The organism is Archangium sp. (assembly GCF_036389735.1).
Classification (GTDB): Bacteria; Myxococcota; Myxococcia; order Myxococcales; family Myxococcaceae; genus Archangium.
On the sequence record NZ_DASVWK010000387.1, the window covers coordinates 1 to 15,097 of the forward strand.

Annotated in this window: 16 protein-coding genes; 10 read left to right on the forward strand and 6 right to left on the reverse strand. The window is 70.3% G+C overall.

Features of this window, described 5'->3' with window-relative positions; translation table 11 throughout:
* The 5 genes from VF794_RS13705 to VF794_RS13725 form a co-directional block, all read left to right on the forward strand.
* Positions 1 to 463, forward strand: a 463-nt coding sequence (locus VF794_RS13705; RefSeq protein ID WP_331110472.1) for an OPT/YSL family transporter, incomplete at its 5' end; no start/stop codon positions are given.
* Between the two features lie 230 nt (positions 464 to 693).
* Positions 694 to 2,307, forward strand: coding sequence for a PAS domain S-box protein (locus VF794_RS13710; protein ID WP_331110474.1), 1,614 nt, complete (start codon positions 694 to 696; stop codon positions 2,305 to 2,307).
* Between the two features lie 11 nt (positions 2,308 to 2,318).
* Positions 2,319 to 2,777 carry a response regulator gene (locus VF794_RS13715; RefSeq protein ID WP_331110475.1) on the forward strand — a complete coding sequence of 153 codons (459 nt, stop codon included), beginning with the start codon at positions 2,319 to 2,321 and terminating at the stop codon, positions 2,775 to 2,777.
* Complete coding sequence (locus VF794_RS13720) at positions 2,774 to 3,934, forward strand: sensor histidine kinase (RefSeq protein WP_331110477.1); 1,161 nt, start codon at positions 2,774 to 2,776, stop codon at positions 3,932 to 3,934. The genes VF794_RS13715 and VF794_RS13720 overlap by 4 nt, the downstream gene beginning before the upstream one ends.
* Before the next feature lie 187 nt (positions 3,935 to 4,121).
* Entirely contained in the window at positions 4,122 to 4,559 is a 438-nt protein-coding gene (locus VF794_RS13725; protein ID WP_331110479.1) for a citrate lyase holo-[acyl-carrier protein] synthase, read from the forward strand.
* 12 nt (positions 4,560 to 4,571) lie between these two features.
* Here the strand turns inward: VF794_RS13725 and VF794_RS13730 are convergent, their stop codons facing one another.
* From VF794_RS13730 to VF794_RS13755, 6 genes are all read right to left on the reverse strand, one after another.
* A complete protein-coding gene (locus VF794_RS13730; RefSeq protein WP_331110481.1) occupies positions 4,572 to 5,744 on the reverse strand; it encodes a pyridoxal phosphate-dependent aminotransferase in 1,173 nt (390 codons plus the stop codon).
* The gene (locus VF794_RS13735; protein WP_331110483.1) at positions 5,741 to 6,058 is read right to left on the reverse strand and encodes a hypothetical protein; all 318 of its coding nucleotides are present in this window, start codon (positions 6,056 to 6,058) and stop codon (positions 5,741 to 5,743) included. Before VF794_RS13735 ends, VF794_RS13730 begins: the two co-directional genes overlap by 4 nt.
* A gap of 64 nt (positions 6,059 to 6,122) precedes the next feature.
* Entirely contained in the window at positions 6,123 to 6,830 is a 708-nt protein-coding gene (bioD, locus tag VF794_RS13740; RefSeq protein WP_331110485.1) for a dethiobiotin synthase, read from the reverse strand.
* Between the two features lie 2 nt (positions 6,831 to 6,832).
* Positions 6,833 to 8,047: an 8-amino-7-oxononanoate synthase gene (gene bioF, locus VF794_RS13745; protein ID WP_331110487.1), complete on the reverse strand. Its 1,215-nt coding sequence runs from the start codon at positions 8,045 to 8,047 to the stop codon at positions 6,833 to 6,835.
* A complete protein-coding gene (gene bioB / locus VF794_RS13750) occupies positions 8,047 to 9,081 on the reverse strand; it encodes a biotin synthase BioB (RefSeq protein ID WP_331110489.1) in 1,035 nt (344 codons plus the stop codon). The genes bioF and bioB overlap by 1 nt, the downstream gene beginning before the upstream one ends.
* Before the next feature lie 164 nt (positions 9,082 to 9,245).
* A complete protein-coding gene (locus VF794_RS13755) occupies positions 9,246 to 9,515 on the reverse strand; it encodes a GlsB/YeaQ/YmgE family stress response membrane protein (RefSeq protein WP_331110491.1) in 270 nt (89 codons plus the stop codon).
* Positions 9,516 to 9,726: 211 nt separating this feature from the next.
* Here VF794_RS13755 and radA point away from each other — a divergent pair, with 211 nt between their 5' ends.
* The 5 genes from radA to VF794_RS13780 all read left to right on the forward strand — a co-directional run.
* Complete coding sequence (radA, locus tag VF794_RS13760; RefSeq protein ID WP_331110493.1) at positions 9,727 to 11,088, forward strand: DNA repair protein RadA; 1,362 nt, start codon at positions 9,727 to 9,729, stop codon at positions 11,086 to 11,088.
* 23 nt (positions 11,089 to 11,111) lie between these two features.
* Positions 11,112 to 12,629 (forward strand): sensor histidine kinase, encoded by a 1,518-nt coding sequence (locus tag VF794_RS13765; protein ID WP_331110495.1) that lies wholly within the window; start codon positions 11,112 to 11,114, stop codon positions 12,627 to 12,629.
* Between the two features lie 39 nt (positions 12,630 to 12,668).
* Complete coding sequence (locus VF794_RS13770; RefSeq protein WP_331110497.1) at positions 12,669 to 14,408, forward strand: ATP-binding protein; 1,740 nt, start codon at positions 12,669 to 12,671, stop codon at positions 14,406 to 14,408.
* A 2-nt stretch (positions 14,409 to 14,410) separates the two neighbouring features.
* Positions 14,411 to 14,827, forward strand: a complete 417-nt coding sequence (locus tag VF794_RS13775; RefSeq protein ID WP_331110499.1) for a response regulator — start codon at positions 14,411 to 14,413, stop codon at positions 14,825 to 14,827.
* Positions 14,824 to 15,097: response regulator transcription factor (locus VF794_RS13780; protein ID WP_331110501.1), on the forward strand; the 274-nt coding region annotated here is incomplete at its 3' end. The genes VF794_RS13775 and VF794_RS13780, both read left to right, overlap by 4 nt.

The window sequence follows — 15,097 nt, forward strand, 5'->3', positions numbered from 1 at the left end:
CACGCTCATCAAGGGCCTGCTGTCCTTCAACCTGGACTGGCAGTTCGTGCTGGTGGGCGTCTTCCTGTCCATCACGATGGAGCTGTGCGGCGTCAAGTCGCTGTCCTTCGCGGTGGGCGCCTACCTGCCGCTGTCCACCACCGCGCCCATCTTCGTGGGCGGCGCCATCAAGGGCCTGTCGGACTACATGGCGCAGCGCAAGGGCGAGCACGTGGAGGAGTCCGAGCTCGGCCCCGGCAACCTGTTCTCCACCGGCCTGGTGGCTGGCGGCGCGCTGGCGGGCGTCGTGGTGGCCATCCTGTCGGTGAACGAGGGCGTCAACGCGGCCATCTCCAAGCTGTCCGTGGAGCATGCCCTCGTCGGGGCCGTGGGTGAGGGAGGCTTCCACCTCATCGGCGTGCTCGCCTTCGCCTTCATGGGCTTCGTGCTGTACCGCATCTCGCGCAGGCCCTCGCAGGCGTAGCGCCTCGCGGGCCCGAGTGCCCGCGGGTGGGGAAGACCGGAGCGCTCGGCGTGAGTCCTTCCGCCGGGCGCTTCTTCTTTTCTAAGAGTCCAACGCGGCAAGCCCCATGAATCCACTGGCGGACAGTCCGGAGGGGGGCTTGTCCGGCATCCATCACACCCGCCTATCATGGTGCCCGCGCCGCCGCGGCCGCTGCCCCTCCCGGTGGCGGCTGCCGTCGTCCCATAACCATGACAGCCCAGTCCCTCTCCACGACCCTCTCCGACGAGTTGGCCGAAGGTCTCTTCCAGGTCCAACACCAGGCACTCCTGCGCGCCATCCTCGACGGCATCTCCGAGGGAGTGATCATCTCCGATGCCTCGGGCCGCCTGATCTACTTCAACCCCTTCGCCCACAAGATGCTCGGCTCGGGCATCAAGGAGGCCCGCCCCGAGGACTGGAGCAACACCTACGGCCTCTTCTACCCGGACATGCGGACGTTGTGCCCAGCCGAGAAGCTCCCGCTGTACCGTGCCCTCCAGGGAGAAGAGAGCGCCGAGCAGGATCTCTTCATCCGCAATTCCCTCCTCCCCAGCGGCCACCACGTTCGCGCGACCGCCAGACCCGTGCGCGACAGGCAGGGAAAGCTCCTGGGGGCGCTCGTCAGCATGCGCGATACCCAGGGCGAGCGTCAGGCCCAGGCCGAGCGGCGCCGCACCGAGCAGCACTTCCAGCTCATCGTGGAGGCCGCCCAGGAGGGCATCTGGACGCTCGATACCGAGAACCGCACCTCCTACGTCAATCACTACCTGGCCGACATGCTCGGCTACACGGTCGACGAGATGATGGGCAGACACGTCAATGACTTCATGGGCGAAGAGGCCCGCCAGAAGACCACCACCAACCTCGAGCGGCGACGTCAGGGCAAGTCCGCCATCCATGACACCCAGCTCCTCCACAAGGAGGGCCGCATCATCTGGGTCATGATGTCGTCCAACCCCATGTGCGACGAGGAGGGCCGTTACATCGGCGCGCTGGCCATGGTCACCGACATCACCCGGCGCCGGGAGGCCGAGGAGCAGGTGCGCCAGCTCAACACGCAGCTGGAGAAGCGCATCGCCGAGCGCACCGCCCAGCTCGAGTTCTCCAACCGCGAGCTGGAGGCCTTCGCCTACTCGGTGGCGCATGATCTGCGCGCGCCGCTGCGCAGCATCTCCAACTTCACCCTGGCGCTGACCGAGGACTGCACGGACCAGCTCGACGAGATGGGCAAGGACTACATCAAGCGCATCCGTGCCTCCGCGCAGCGCATGTCCGAGCTCATCGACGGCATCCTCTCGCTCTCACGCGTCAACCGCACCGAGTTCGTGGAGGAGGAGGTCAACCTGTCCAACCTGGCGCGCTCCATCTCCGAGCACCTCCAGCGCTGGCAGCCCCAGCGCACCGCGCGCTTCACCCTCCAGGAGGGCCTGGTGGACCGGGGAGACGCCCAATTGCTGCGCTCGGTGTTGGAGAACCTGATGGGCAACGCCTGGAAGTTCACCCGGGAGCGGCCGGTGACGGAGATCGAGTTCGGCGTCATCCCCTCGGAGGATGGCAAGGAGCGCGTCTACTTCGTCCGGGACAACGGGGCCGGTTTCGACATGGCCTTCCAGAACAAGCTTTTCGGCGTCTTCCAGCGCCTGCACACCCAGCAGGAATTCGAAGGCAACGGGGTGGGCCTGGCCACCGTGCAGCGCGTCGTCCGGCGTCACGGGGGCCGCGTCTGGGGCGAGGGCAAGGTCGATCACGGCGCCACCTTCTTCTTCACCCTCCATGAGGCGATCCCCTCGCCTTCCCTTCCCCCCCCGCCCGCGAACTCCTGAGGAGCCCCCCCATGTTCACAGTAAGCCAGCGTGTCGTCCTCCTCGTCGAGGACAACGCCGATGACGAGTTGATGACCCTGCGTGCCTTCCGCAAGAGCAACATGCACAACCCCGTGGTCGTCGTGCGGGATGGGGCCGAGGCCCTCGACTACCTCTTCAGGCAGGGCAAGCACGCGGACCGGGATCCGGACATCCGGCCCCAGGTCATCCTGCTGGATCTGCACCTGCCCCGCATCGACGGCCTGGAGGTGCTGCGGCGCATCCGCGGCCACGAGCAGACCCGCACCGTGCCGGTGGTCGTCCTCACCTCCTCCAAGGAGGAGCGCGACCTGGTGGAGAGCTACCAGCTCGGGGTGAACAGCTTCGTCCACAAGCCGGTGGACGTCACCGACTTCTTCGAGGCGATACGGCAGCTCGGCATGTATTGGCTCGTCCTCAACGAGTTCCCGGCCCAGAGAAGGAGTGCATGATGGCCTCCCCCCTGCGGCTGCTGCTCATCGAGGACTTCGAGGACGATGCCCTGATCGTACTGCGTGAGTTGCGCCGCGGTGGCTATGACGTCACGTGCACCCGCGTCGAGACGGCCGAGGCGCTGGAGCGCGCGCTCGACACCGGCCCCTGGGACGCCATCATCGCCGACTACGCGCTGCCCCGCTTCGATGCGCTGGCGGCCTTCTCCCTGGTGCAGAAGCGGGGGCTGGACATCCCCTTCCTCATCGTCTCCGGGCAGATTGGGGAGGACACCGCGGTGGCGGCGATGCGGGCGGGGGTTCATGACTTCCTGCTCAAGGACCGGCTGGGCCGGCTGGGACCGGCCGTGGCACGCGAGCTGCGCGAGGCGGCACTCCGGACCGAGCGCCGCAAGATGCAGGAGCAACTGCTGCTGTCGGACCGGCTCGCCTCGCTGGGACTGCTGGCCGCCAGCGTGGCCCATGAGATCAACAACCCGCTCGCCTCGCTCATGGCCAACCTGGAGTTCGTCCTGAACCCCGACGAGGGGGACGGGCCGGTACAAGCGTCGAGCCTCCCCGCCGAGCAGCAGCAGGCGCTGCGGGACTGCCACCTGTGCGCCGTGCGCATCCGGGACATCGTGCGCGACATCAAGGTCTTCTCCCGGACGGACGACAAGCAACGAGGCCCCCTGGACGTCCACCGGGTGCTCGACTCCTCGCTGCGGATGGCGTGGAACCACATCTTCCACCGCGCCCGCATCGTCAAGGACTACGCCGCGCACGCCCCCGTGCTTGGCAACGAGGCCCCGCTCGGGCAGGTCTTCCTCAACCTGCTCGTCAACGCCGCTCAAGCCATTCCCGAGGGTCACACCACCCCGCAGGAGATCCGCGTGGTGACGCGCCAGGAAGGCACGAGCCATGTCCGGGTGGAGATTCATGACACCGGCCGAGGCATCCCCCCGGAGTTGCAGGACCGCATCTTCGACCCCTTCTTCACCACCAAGCCGGCGGGAGTGGGCACGGGCCTGGGGTTGGCCATCTGCCGTCGACTCGTCGACGAGCTGGGGGGAGAACTCGGCGTGAAGAGCGCGCTGGGGCAGGGCACCGTGTTCCACCTCCGCCTGCCAACGGCCCATGACGTGAACGGGCCGAGGAACTCATTCACGCAAGGGTAGAAACGTGCACTGACCATCAGTCTCCAAGACCAGGGGGGCGGCACAGTGCCGGATGGAAGACGCTCGCCCGCTCGCCAGCATGCCGTGAGAGCACTCCCGCCCCATTTCTCGTCAGGCGCATCACGACCTCACGTCAGGCGTCTCCATATAAGGGTATTGGGTCCCTTTCGGGCCCGGGGGAGGACTGATGAGCGCAGCCTTGGCGAAGCAGACCGCGGTGCGCGCCGAAGGGGCGCGTGTCCTCGAGGCTCGGGAGCACCGCCACAAGGTGCGCCAGGAGCTCGCGCGGAGCATGTCCGGCCGCTCGCTCATCGAGCTCGCCCTGGACGTGCCCCGGGGAGCGGCCTCGAACGAGAACTCCGAGCACCTCTTCCTCGAAGGGCTCCAGCGATTGGAGCGGGAGTTGGGCGTGGCGCCCGCCGAGATGGGGGAGGACGCGACCGGGTTCTACGGGCTCTTCATCACGGAGTTGCCCGCCCTGCTGGCGCGGCGCAGGGCCAGCCGCATCGAATCGCAGGACACGTGGGACCACCATCTGGGCATCGAGTGCTACGGCCTCGCCGGGAGCTTCGGCACCACGAGCAAGGTGCCGCGTGAGATCGTGGGTTCCTCGGCCACGCGGTAGTCCCCGCCTCGTCTATCCGCTCGCGGCCAGCACGCGCGCGAGCGGCTCCATCGCGGCGGAGAAGACGTCCGGCGGCGGCAGCAGCGACAGCACCAGGAAGGCCCCGCCCGTGAAGTCGTAGAAGTAGCCCGGCTGCACCCCCACGCCCTCGTCCAGCAGCGCGAGGCACGTGGCCTCCTCCCCCGGCTCCCGGGGAAGCCGCAGCACGGTGCTCCACCCTCCCTGGGCGGGCACCACGCTCCAGCGAGCCTCCTTGGGACGCGCCTGGAGCAGCCGGCGCCGGTTCTCCCTCACCCGCTCCAGCAGCGCGGCCTGGAAGCGGGGCGCGTGGGCCAGCAGTCCGGGCAGGGCGAGCTGGACGGGCGTGCTCACGGACAGGTACGTGTCCGCCACCAGCTCCAGCCGGGCCAGGGCCTCGTCGCGCACGGCATCGGGTCCGCCCACGTGGATCCACCCCAGCTTGAGGCCGGGCAGCCCCGCCACCTTCGACAGGCCCGACAGCGAGAAGGTGGGCATGGGCAGCGCGCGCCCGGCCACCGTCGCCACCCGGCCCGGCTCCTCGTCCCAGGCGAAGTCGGAGAACACCTCGTCGCAGAGGAGGGCCATCCCCGTCTCGGCGCACAGCGCGCCCAGCGCCTCCAGCTCGCCCTCCTGGAGGTAGTGGCCGGTGGGGTTGCCCGGGTTCACCACGAGCACGGCGCGGGTGCGCGCATCGCGTGCGGCGGCCACCTCGCCCACGTCCAGGCCGAAGCCGTGGGCGCGCGGCAGGCAGTAGGTGCGCGTCTCCACGCCCTCCAGGCGCGTGAGGTACTCGAAGAGGGGGTAGCTGGGCGCGGGGACGAGGACGTTGTCCCCGGGCTCGCACAGCAGCTTGAAGAGCCAGCCGTAGGACTCGCTGGTGCTCGCCGAGAGGACGAGGTGCTCGGGCCAGACGCGGGCGCCGCGCGAGGCGAGGTGCGCGGCCACGGCCTCGCGGGCCGGGAGCAGCCCCTGGGGCTCGGGCGTGTAGCCGAGGGCCCCTGGAGAGGCCAGCAGGGCCGGCTCGGGAGTGGGCAGGCCCACGCGGGTGGGGTTGGTCTCGGTGAGGTCCAGCAGGGGGAGCCCACGGGCGCGGCGCTCGGCGAGCGCCCGGGCCAGCGGGTTCCAGGCGCGCGGGAAGTCGGTGCGCGCCGAGAAGGGGCTCACAGCCCCGTCTGGAGCATGGCGGAGGCGACGCGGCGGATCAGCTCGCGGCGGATCTCCTTGCGGCAGTGCTCGATGGCCTTCGGGTGGGGCGCGGGCTGCTCCTCGGCACGCGCGCGCACGGCGGTACGGACGACGAGCTCGACCTTGGCGGGCTCGATGTGGAAGAGCCGCTGTCCCTCCTTCTGCAGAAAGTAGGAGAGACCACGCGCATCGAGGAGCTTGAGGAGATACCGCCTGGAGTCGGCGAGGAGCGAGAGGTCGATGATGTCGGCCATTCGCTGGGCGTTCTCGCTCGGATCGAAAGATGCGTCCATTTCGCGACCGAGCAACACGAAAACTTGCACTCGCTTTCGCGTATGAAACGCGGCGGAGGCCGATTTATCGGCCTCGCGCGCGTTTGGACCGCTCGGGAGCGAGCCATCCGGACACGAGCGGAGCGAGTGCCCCGCGGAACGCGGCGTGACGCCTGCGAGCATCCACCAGATAGGACACGGGACCCAGAACCTGGACGCGGTGGCGCGAGGCGAGAAGGGCCGCGTTGTCTCGCTCGGAGGGGTCGCGCGCGGGGGTGCTCCGAGAGAGGAGGACGGCCGCGACAGGGATGTTGCGCGCGGCGAGGGCCTCCAGGGACAGGGCGGTGTGGTTGAGGGTGCCCAGGCCCGCGCGGGCGACGAGCAGCACGGGGAGGCGCAGGGTGGAGATGAGGTCGATGACGTCGTGGGAGGAGTCGAGGGGGACGAAGAGGCCCCCCGCGCCCTCGACGACGACGGGCCCGTGCTTCAACCGCTCCCAGGCGGCCAGGGTGGTGCGCCAGTCGGGCTCGCGACCGAGGCGGCGCGCGGCGACTCCCGGGGCCAGGGGCGCGCGGAAGCGGTGGGGGCACACGACGTCCAGGGGCAGGTCGCTCCGGGCGGCCTCGCGCAGGGCGAGGGCATCGGAGGGAGCGGAGAGGGAGGCACACCCGCTCTCGTAGGGCTTGAAGCCCTGGGGCCGCAGCCCGGCATCCACGAGCAGGGACAGCAGGGCCCGGGAGACCTGGGTCTTCCCCACCCCGGTGTCCGTACCCGTCACGAAGACCTGCACCACGATTACCTCCCGAGGCGGAGCCCGCGCAGCCCGTCCAGGGCCAGGTCCACCTGGCCCTCGGTGTGCGCGGCGGAGAGACAGAAGCGGAGGCGGCTGGTGCCCTCCGGCACGGTGGGAGGCCGGATGGCCTTCACGAGCAGCCCCCGGGCACGCAGGGCGCGCGAGGCCGCGATGGCGTGCTCGGGCTCACCGAGAATGACGGGGAAGATGGCGCCGCGGGGCTCGGCGGGAAAACCCAGGGAGCGAAGCCCCTTGGCGAAGCGGTGGATGTTGCGCCACAGGCGGGCGCGCAGGTCGTCATCGTGCTCGACGATGTCCACGGCGGCCTCGGCGGCGGCACACAGGGCGGCGGGCAGCGACGTGGAGAAGACGAGGGGCCGCGCCCGGTTGAGGACGAGCTCCACCACGGCGCGGGAGGCACAGATATAGGCCCCCATGCCGCCGAGCGCCTTGCTCAAGGTGCCCATGCGCACATCGACGGCGCCCTCGAGTCCCAACGCCTCGCACAACCCGGCGCCCCGGGAGCCGAGGATGCCGGTGGCATGGGCCTCATCGACGAGCAGGCCAGCGCCGTGGGCGCGGCAGACGTCGACGATCTCCCGCAGGGGCGCGCAGTCCCCATCCATGGAGAACACGCTGTCGGTGACGACGAGGCGGCGGCGCGCGGGAGTCGAGGCGAGGGCGCGCTCCAGGGCCTCGACGTCGGCGTGCGGGTAGACGACGACGCGGGCGCGCGAGAGGCGGCACCCGTCGATGAGCGAGGCGTGGTTGAGGGCGTCGGAGAAGACGGCGTCCTCGGGGCCGACGAGGGCCTGGAGGGTGCCGACGTTGGCGGCATAGCCCGAGTTGAACAGGAGGGCGGCCTCGGCGCGCTCGAAGGCGGCCAGGCGGGCCTCCAGGCGCTGGTGGGCCACGGTATCCCCCACCACGAGCCGACTGGCCCCGGTGCCTACGCCATGGAGCTCCAGGGCGGCGACGGCGGCGGCCCTCACGGTGGGTGAGGCGGCGAGGCCCAGGTAGTCGTTGGAGGCGAAGTTGACGAGCGTCTCGCCCCCCAGACGGACGAGTGGGCCCTGGGGGGAGTCGAGCGGCTCGAGGAAGCGCCTCAACCCTCGGGAGGCCAGGGAGCCCAGGTCCTCCTGGGCCCAGCCGGTGGCCACACTCCCCTCGCCCTCCGGGAGAGGGTCGGGGCGGGGGTATCGCGAGTCCCCGCTCATTACCGCGACGTATCCGGCTCCAGCGGACGGATGCCGGCCTTCTCCAGGAGGGCCATGTCCTGGGTGTACTCGGGGTTGCCGGTGGTGAGCAGCTTCTCGCCGAAGAAGAGCGAGTTGGCGCCGGCGAGCATGCACAGCAGCTGGGCCTCCTCGTTCATCTGCATGCGGCCGGCGGACAGGCGCACCATGGCCAGGGGCATGAGGATGCGGGCGGTGGCGATGGTGCGGACCATCTCCACGGTCTGCACGGGCTTCTGGTCCTGGAGGGGAGTGCCCTTGACGGGGACGAGCGCGTTGATGGGCACGGACTCGGGGTGGACCTCCTGGTTGGCGAGCGTGAGGAGCAGCTTGCACCGGTCGTCCACGGACTCACCCAGGCCGATGATGCCGCCGGAGCACACGGAGATGCCGGCCTGCCGGACGCGCTCGAGGGTGTCGAGCCGGTCCTGGTAGGTGCGGGTGGTGATGATGTCCCCGTACTTCTCCTCGGAGGTGTCGAGGTTGTGGTTGTAGGCGGACAGGCCGGCCTCGCGCAGGCGCCTGGCCTGACTTTCGGTGAGCATGCCGAGCGTGGCGCATGCCTCCATGCCGAGCGACTTCACGCCGCGGACCATCTCCAGGACGCTGTCGAACTGGGGCCCGTCCTTCACCTCGCGCCAGGCGGCGCCCATGCAGAAGCGGGTGGCGCCAGCGGCGCGGGCCTTGGAGGCGGCGTCCAGCACGGACGGCACGGACATGAGCTTCTCGGCCTGCAGGCCGGTGTCCTTGTGGTAGCGCGCCGCCTGGGGACAGTAGCCGCAGTCCTCGGAGCAGCCGCCCGTCTTGATGGACAGCAGCGAGCACAGCTGCACCTTGTTGTCCTGGAAGACGGCCCGGTGGACGCCCTGCGCCTTGTGGATGAGCTCCAGCAGGGGCAGCTCATAGAGGGCGCGCACCTCGGGCAGCGTCCAGTCATGACGGACGGAGACACTCGGGGGCGGCGCGGCGAAGTGGGCGTGACCGTGGAAGGAGTCGCGGGCGGCGGAGTCGGACATGGGCTCCTCGGGACAGCGGGGAGCGCGCACGGTGCGTGGGTGGCCAGCCCTTGTCAACCACGCAGCGCGGCCGGGTTGACGACCCCGGCCGCCCAGAAGGTGGGACAGGCGGGACCCGGGGGGAGAGGCGGGAAACCCGCGCCTCCCCTACCGGGTCCCGGACACTAGGCGTGGATGCGACGGCCTCGGCCCGCCCAGCCCACCAACATTAGGACGACGATGGAACCCACCACGGACATGATGAGGCCGGAGGGATGCAGGTCGAGGATGCTCCGGTTGCGCGAGAAGAGCGAGCCGACGAAGCCACCGACGAACGAGCCCACGATGCCCAGCAGCATCGTCGCGAAAAGCCCCATGGACTGACGACCCGGGAGAAGCGCACGCGCGATCAGACCGGCGACCAGACCCACCACGATGAACCAGATGATGCTCATCTCCGTCTCCCCTTTGTTTGACGCCGCGAGGTGCGGCGCCGTCTTGGGACCAAACGTGGTGAGCCCTCCCCCGAGGCACAACTTGACGGGGACCCGGTGAATGGACCCCCGGTTGGCCGCCCGCCCCCCAGACGAGCGGTCCGGAAGGAGGGCTCCGACGTGAGGGAAAGCCGGGGAAACGGGGGCGGTGTGCGCTAGAGAAGAGGCCTCTATGGCGAAGGCGAAGACGCACTACACGTGTCAGGCGTGCGGGTACCAGACGGCGAAGTGGTTGGGGAAGTGCCCCGACTGCGGCGCGTGGAGCTCGCTGGTGGAGGAGACGGAGGCGAAGGTGGACGAGAAGCGCCCGGCCTGGGGCGCCTCGGGTGGGGCCTCCAAGCCGGTGCGGCTGCGCGAGGTGAGCGGCGAGCAGGAGGAGCGCCGCAAGACGGGCATCGCCGAGTTCGACCGGGTGCTGGGCGGGGGCGTGGTGGACGGCTCGCTGGTGCTGCTGGGCGGAGACCCGGGGATTGGCAAGTCCACGCTGCTGCTGGCGGCGTTGGACCGGCTGGGTCGCTTCGGCCCGGTGCTGTACGTGTCGGGCGAGGAGTCGCTGCGGCAGACGAAGATGCGGGCCGAGCGGCTGCGGGTGGAGAGCGAGGACATCCACCTCTTCGCGGAGACGGACGCGGAGCGGGTGCTGACGGTGGCGGAGAACCTCAAGCCGCGGGCGCTGGTGGTGGACTCCATCCAGACGATGTACCTGCCGGAGCTGGGCAGCGCGCCGGGGAGCATCTCGCAGGTGCGCGAGGTGGCGGGGCGTTTCATGGCCTACGCCAAGCGCAGCGGGGTGCCGACGTTCCTGGTGGGGCACGTGACGAAGGAGGGCTCCATCGCGGGCCCGCGCGTGCTGGAGCACATGGTGGACACCGTCCTCTATTTCGAGGGCGAGCGGGGCCACCCGTTCCGGATCCTGCGGGCGCACAAGAACCGCTTCGGCTCGACGAACGAGATTGGCGTCTTCGAGATGAAGGGGGCGGGGCTGATGGAGGTGCCGGACCCCTCGGCGCTCTTCCTCGCCGAGCGCCCGGCGGGCAAGGCGGGCAGCGTGGTGACATGCACGCTGAACGGGACACGACCGCTGCTGGTGGAGGTGCAGGCGCTGGTGGCCCCCACGGGCTACGGCACGGCGAGGCGCACGGCGATTGGCGTGGACGGCAACCGGGTGGCGCTGCTGGCGGCGGTGCTGGAGAAGAAGGAGGACATCCCGCTGGTGGGGTGTGACCTCTTCGTGAACGTGGCGGGAGGCATGCAGTTGTCCGAGCCGTCGTGCGACCTGGCGGTGTGCGCGGCGCTGGTGAGCAGCCTGCAGAACCGGCCGCTGGAGGCGCAGACGCTGGTATTGGGCGAGGTGGGCCTGGCGGGCGAGGTGCGCGCGGTGGGACAGGTGGAGCCGCGACTGGCGGAGGCGGCGAAGATGGGCTTCCAGCGAGCGATCATCCCCCAGGGAAGCGCGAAGCGGCTGGAGGGCACGAAGCTGGAAGTCGTGGGCGTGCAGACGCTCTCCGAGGCGCTGGGAGCGATGTTCGACTGAAGCGACTAGAGTGCCCGGCACTCATGAGTGGAGAGCCACACCGCACCTCCCGATGGAAGAACGCCCTCGGCTCGCTCTCCGCGCGGCTGCTGGTGGCCTTCCTGCTGCCCACCCTGCTCTTCCTGGCGCTCACGGGCACGACGGTCTACGCGCTGGCCCGCGCCATCCTGGAGGACGAGCTGGGCACGAGCCTCTCCGCCATCGCCGCCGCCACGGCGAGCCAGGTGAGCGGCGAGCGGATGCTCACCATCGAGCCCGGGGACGACGTCACGGGCACCCGCACCTGGCGCAACGTGGTGCGCCTTCTCTCCGAGGTCCGTGACGCGAGCGGGGTGCGCCGCGTGTACGTGGTGGACACGCGGGGCCGGGTGCGCGTGGACGTGGGCGGCGGGCTGCCGGTGGGCACGGAGGTGCCGGAGCTCGCCCGCGACAGGCTGGAACTCTCCCGCGTCTTCTCCGGACAGCGGACGGCGAGCCAGGTCCTCTTCCAGGGCAGCGACGGGCTCCTCTACAAGACGGGCTACGCGCCGGTGCGCCGCGAGGGCGAGGTGGTGGGCGCGGTGGCGGTGGAGGGCAGCGCGGCCTTCTTCGGCCCGCTCTCCCGCCTGTCCCGGAGCTTCGCGGCGGCGAGCGCGGTGGCGTTGGGGGTGCTCGGGCTCGTGGCCGTCTTCACCGCGCGGGGGCTCGCGCGGCCGCTGCGGCGGTTGATGGACTCGGCGCTGCGCATCGGCCGGGGCGACCTGACGACGCCGGTGCCCCCGGAGCCCACGCGCGAGATTGGCGTGCTGGCGCGCGAGCTGGAGGTGATGCGCGAGGCCCTGGAGAGCCGGGACCGGCAGCTCAAGCTGATGCTGGCGGGGGTGGCCCACGAGGTGCGCAATCCCCTCGGCGGCATCTCGCTCTTCTCGGGGCTGCTCGCGGAGGACCTGAAGGCGGGAGCCCACGCCGGAGCCTCCGAGCACGTGGCCCGCATCCAGCGGGAGGCGGAGTACCTCCAGCGCATCGTCGAGGACTTCCTGGCCTTCGCCCGGGAGCAACCGCTCTCGCGGGCGCCGGTGGCGGCGCCGGACCTCCTCCAGGAGGCGAGCGGCCTGCTCGCGGCCGACGCGGCGGACAAGGCGGTGACGGTGGAGGTGGAGGCGGAGCCGGCCGTGCTGGAGGCGGACGGCAGCCTGCTGACGGCCGCGCTGGTGAACCTGGTGAAGAACGCCGTGCAGGCCTCGCCCCGGGGAGGCCGGGTGCGGGTGACGGGCCGTGGGGACGGCGGGGACTACACCATCCGCGTCGAGGACCAGGGCCCCGGCGTGCCCGAGGCCGAGCGCGGGCGTATCTTCGAGCCCTTCTTCACCACCCGCGAGAAGGGCACGGGCCTGGGGCTGCCGCTCTCGCGAAAGATCGCCCGGGCCCACGGGGGCGAGCTGCGGTTCGTCTCCGCCCCGCAAGCCACTGTCTTCGAGCTCACCCTTCCCTTGGGAGATGACCTGTTGCGCGGACGACAGCCCGGGGGGCGGGGAGGAACCGACCTCTCCCGGACGCGGTAAGACGGATCCACCTCCTTCCCCTCCGGAGGATCTTCCGACGTGTCCGGCCAGTCCGACGGCGATCTCACCGCGTACGACCCCTTGAGCCCCCTCTTCGACGCCTCGGGAGCGGAGCAGCGACTCGGAGCCGAGCGCGACCCGTTCCGCCAGCTCGCCGAGGCGCTGCCGCAGATCGTCTGGACGGCGAGGCCGGACGGTCTGCACGACTACCTCAACCGACGCTGGTACGAGTACACCGGCATGTCCTTCGAGGAGTCCAAGGGCCTGGGCTGGTATGGGGCCTTCCACCCGGAGGACATGCCCGAGGCCGCCCGGCGCTGGAACCACAGCGTCACCACGGGCGAGCCCTATGAGGTGGAGTACCGCTGCCGCCGGCTCGACGGCGTCTGGCGCTGGTTCCTCGGCCGCGCCATCCCGGTGCGCGACGCCCAGGGCCACATCGTCCGCTGGTTCGGCACCTGCACGGACATCGACGACCACAAGCGCACCGCCGATGCCCACGGCTTCCTCGCCGAGGCCAGCGTCGTGCTCGCCATCTCGTTGGATCCAGAGGAGACGCTGCGCAACTTCATGCGCCTGGCCGTGCCGCGGTTGGCGGACTGGTGCGCGGTGGACCTGGTGGGGCAGGACGAGACCGTCGAGCGCGTCATGGTGACCCACACCAACCCCTCGAAGGAGGCGCTCGCCTGGGAGCTGGCGCGCCGCGATCCCGTGAACCTCCAGGATGCCCAGCAGGGGCGCGGCTACGTGCTGCGCACCGGCCAGTCGGAGCTGCTGGAGATCATCCCCGAAGCGACGCTCACCTCCATCTCGGGAGACAAGGACCGCGAGCGGCTCATGCTCGGACTGGGCCTGCGCTCCTCCCTCATCGTGCCGCTGATCGTCCACGGACGGACGCTGGGCTGCATCACGCTCGTCCAGGCCGACAGCGGCCGGCACTTCTCGGTGGCGGACATGCCGCTGATCGAGGAGCTGGCCCGCCGCGCCGCGCTCTCGCTGGACAACGCGCGCCTGTACCGGGAGAGCCAACAGGCCACCCGCCGGGCCGAGCAGGCGCGCCACGAGGCCGAGCAGGCCCGCGCGATATTGGAGCGCAGCAACCAGGAGCTGGATCAGTTCGCCTACGTGGCCAGCCACGACCTGAAGGCCCCGCTGCGCGGCATCGCCAACCTGTCGCAGTGGATCGAAGACGACCTGCGGGACGCGATGACGGAGGAGACGCGCGAGCAGATGAGGCTGCTGCGCGGGCGCGTGCACCGCATGGAGGCGCTCATCAACGGCATCCTCGACTACAGCCGCGCCGGGCGGATGCGCGCCCGGCCCGAGCTCGTGGACGTGGGCCGGCTGCTGGCCGAGTGCGTGGAGCTGCTCGCCCCCCCGCCCGAGGCCACCCTGGAGGTGGCGCCCGGCATGCCCACCCTGCACACCGAGCGGGTGCCCCTCCAGCAGGTGTTCCTCAACCTGATCAGCAACGCGCTCAAGCACGCCAACCGCCCGGACGTGCACGTGCGGGTGACGGCACGCGAGGTGGGCACCTTCTGGGAGTTCTCCGTGGCCGATGACGGCCCGGGCATCGCCCCCGAGTACCACGCGCGCATCTGGGGCCTCTTCCAGACGCTGCTGGCGCGCGACGAGCTGGAGAGCACCGGCATCGGCCTGTCGGTGGTGAAGAAGAGCGTGGAGGTGCGCGGCGGACGCGCCTGGCTGGAATCCACCCCGGGCCAGGGAGCCACCTTCCGCTTCACCTGGCCCACGCATCTTCCGGAGGAAGGACGCTGAACGTGTCCGCCAAGACCCTGAACATCCTCCTGGTCGAGGATGACGCGGTGGATGTGATGAACGTCCAGCGCGCCTTCAAGAAGAACAACATCCACAGCGCCCTCTACGTCGCGGGCAACGGGCAGCAGGCCCTGGAGCTGTTGCGCAGCGCGGCGGTGCCGGCCAGCAACCGGCTCATCCTCCTGGACCTCAACATGCCGAGGATGAACGGCCTCGAGTTCCTCCGGGCCCTGCGTGCCGATCCGGAGCTGCGCTCCACCCCGGTGGTGGTGCTCACAACGTCCAATGATGAACGGGACAGGGTGGCGAGCTATCATCTCCATGTGGCCGGGTACCTCCTCAAGCCCGTCACCTTTCCAGCATTCGTGGAGCTGATGGCCGCGCTCAACACATACTGGACGCGAGTGGAGATGCCGTGAGGGTGGAGAACCACATGGAGCAGCCGCTGCGTCTGCTGGTGGCGGACGATGACGAGGTGGACCGGCTCGCGGTGCGGCGAGCCCTGCTCAAGGCGGGCATGGGCGCCCAGCTCGTCGAGGTGGCCGACGGGGAGGCCGCGCTCTCCGCCCTGATGGAGCAATCCTTCGACTGCGCCCTGCTCGACTTCCAGATGCCCGGCCACGATGGACTGACGGTGCTGCGCAAGGCGCGCGCCGCCCTGGTGGAGACGCCCATCGTCATGCTCACCG

Excerpts from the sequence above, each read along its gene's own strand:
- bioB (WP_331110489.1), bottom strand. The coding sequence starts at position 9,081 with ATGTCCGACTCCGCCGCCCGCGACTCCTTCCACGGTCACGCCCACTTC.
- VF794_RS13725 (WP_331110479.1), top strand. The coding sequence starts at position 4,122 with ATGAGCGCAGCCTTGGCGAAGCAGACCGCGGTGCGCGCCGAAGGGGCG.
- radA (WP_331110493.1), top strand. The coding sequence starts at position 9,727 with ATGGCGAAGGCGAAGACGCACTACACGTGTCAGGCGTGCGGGTACCAG.
- VF794_RS13765 (WP_331110495.1), top strand. The coding sequence starts at position 11,112 with ATGAGTGGAGAGCCACACCGCACCTCCCGATGGAAGAACGCCCTCGGC.
- bioF (WP_331110487.1), bottom strand. The coding sequence starts at position 8,047 with ATGAGCGGGGACTCGCGATACCCCCGCCCCGACCCTCTCCCGGAGGGC.
- VF794_RS13735 (WP_331110483.1), bottom strand. The coding sequence starts at position 6,058 with ATGGACGCATCTTTCGATCCGAGCGAGAACGCCCAGCGAATGGCCGAC.
- VF794_RS13720 (WP_331110477.1), top strand. The coding sequence starts at position 2,774 with ATGATGGCCTCCCCCCTGCGGCTGCTGCTCATCGAGGACTTCGAGGAC.
- VF794_RS13710 (WP_331110474.1), top strand. The coding sequence starts at position 694 with ATGACAGCCCAGTCCCTCTCCACGACCCTCTCCGACGAGTTGGCCGAA.
- VF794_RS13755 (WP_331110491.1), bottom strand. The coding sequence starts at position 9,515 with ATGAGCATCATCTGGTTCATCGTGGTGGGTCTGGTCGCCGGTCTGATC.
- VF794_RS13715 (WP_331110475.1), top strand. The coding sequence starts at position 2,319 with ATGTTCACAGTAAGCCAGCGTGTCGTCCTCCTCGTCGAGGACAACGCC.